We start from the raw sequence: 1779 nt of genomic DNA, 5'->3' as shown, positions 1-1779 counted from the left end.
CACCTCATCGACCGCCTGCTGGCCGGCGGCCTGCTGCCCCGCGGCTCCGCGATCGGCTTCATCTCCTCCGCCGCCGGGCTGGGGTGGGAGTCGGACCTGCCGCTGCTCAAGGAGTACCTGGCCATCACCGACTTCGACGAAGCGACGAAGTGGGCGGTCGAGCACGGCAAGGCCGACTACATGTGGAGCAAGCGGGCCGTCTGCGCCTACGTCGCCGCCCAGGCGATGCCCCTGCTCAAGCAGGGCATCCGCATCAACGCGATCTGCCCCGGCCCCACCGACACCCCGCTGGCGCGGGCGAACGAGGAGAGGTGGCTCGGCTTCGGTACCGACTACCGGGCCGAGCTGGGCATCGAGGCCGCGACCCCCCTGGAGCAGGCCTACCCGCTGCTGTTCCTGGTCAGCGACGCCGCCTCCGCCATCAACGGCATCACCCTCACGGCCGACTCGGGGTACTTCACCGCCGGCATCTCCGACTCCTTCCCCCCGGCCACACCCATCGTGAAATTCCTGCTCGGTCGGTGACCCGGCTGCCTGGCGGCGCTCGCCGTCGGGCCCGTCCGTCCCTACTCCGGCACACCACCACGCAGCAGGCACTCGACATCCATTAAGGACGAAACACGATGAAAGAGCAGCGCCGGGGCCGCAAGATCGCCATGGGCCGGGACGAGATCGATGCCTTCCTCACCGAGGAGCGAACCTGCCGGGTGGCGACGTCCAGCCCGAGCGGACCACATCTGACTCCGCTGTGGTTCGTGTGGGACGGCTCCGCTCTGTGGCTCAACTCGGTCGTGAAGAGCCAGCGCTGGACCGACATCGCCCGCGACCCGCGAGTGGCCGTGCTCATCGATGGCGGCCACGCCTTCAACGAGCTACACGGGGTCGAGCTCCGTGGGAAGCTCGAAAGCGTTGGAGAAGCTCCCCGGACCGGCACCCCCGACCCGGACCTCGAAACACCGGAAAAGCTCTTCGCCCAGAAATACACCGGCCGCGACGAAATGCACTACGACGGCCGTCACGCCTGGCTGCGACTCACCCCGGAGAAAATCACCAGCTGGGACTTCCGGAAAATGTGAGAACCCCCGGCGCGGCCGGGACCGGACCACAGATATCTGACCGGATACGCCTGTCAGGCCAGCATCCACGGAGGAGGGTCATGAACGTCGACGACTTGATTCTGGTGAGCATCGACGACCACGTGGTCGAACCAGCGGACATGTTCAAGAACCACCTGCCGGCGAACCTGGCCGACCAGGCTCCGCACGTCGAGACCGACGAGTCCGGGGTGGACCGGTGGATCTACCAGGGCCGGGTCACCGGGGTCAGCGGCCTCAACGCCGTGATCACCTGGCCGCCGGAGGAATGGGCCAAGGACCCGGCCGGCTTCGCCGAGATGCGCCCCGCCGTCTACGACATCCACGACCGGGTCCGGGACATGGACCGTAACGGGATCCTGGCGTCGATGTGCTTCCCGACGTTCGCCGGGTTCAGCGCCGGGCATCTCAACCATTTCAAGGATCCCCTCACCGTCATCATGATCCAGGCGTACAACGACTGGCACATCGACGAGTGGGCCGGGACCTACCCGGGTCGGTTCATCCCGCTGGCGCTGCTTCCGACCTGGGACCCGCAGCTGATGGTGAACGAGATCCGCCGGGTGGCGGCGAAGGGCTGCCGGGCGGTCACCATGCCCGAACTGCCGCACCTCGAGGGCCTGCCCAGCTACCACGACATCGACTACTGGGGCCCGGTGTTCCAGGCGCTGTCGGACACCGGGCT

Annotated in this window: 3 protein-coding genes; all 3 read left to right on the top strand. The window is 67.6% G+C overall.

Features of this window, described 5'->3' with window-relative positions:
• Window positions 1–525: SDR family oxidoreductase (locus MXD62_RS27385; protein WP_248832280.1), on the top strand; the 525-nt coding region annotated here is incomplete at its 5' end.
• Between the two features lie 98 nt (window positions 526–623).
• A complete protein-coding gene (locus MXD62_RS27380) occupies window positions 624–1076 on the top strand; it encodes a pyridoxamine 5'-phosphate oxidase family protein (protein ID WP_248832279.1) in 453 nt (150 codons plus the stop codon).
• Window positions 1077–1156: 80 nt separating this feature from the next.
• The coding region (locus MXD62_RS27375; RefSeq protein WP_248832278.1) for an amidohydrolase family protein at window positions 1157–1779 on the top strand (623 nt) is incomplete at its 3' end.

The organism is Frankia sp. Mgl5 (genome assembly GCF_023242985.1).
GTDB classification, from domain to species: domain Bacteria; phylum Actinomycetota; class Actinomycetes; order Frankiales; family Frankiaceae; genus Parafrankia; species Parafrankia soli.
This window is presented reverse-complemented; position numbering and strand designations above follow the sequence as displayed.

What these genes read in the sequence shown, in the direction of transcription:
- MXD62_RS27380 (WP_248832279.1), top strand. Translation starts at nt 624, where the DNA reads ATGAAAGAGCAGCGCCGGGGCCGCAAGATCGCCATGGGCCGGGACGAG.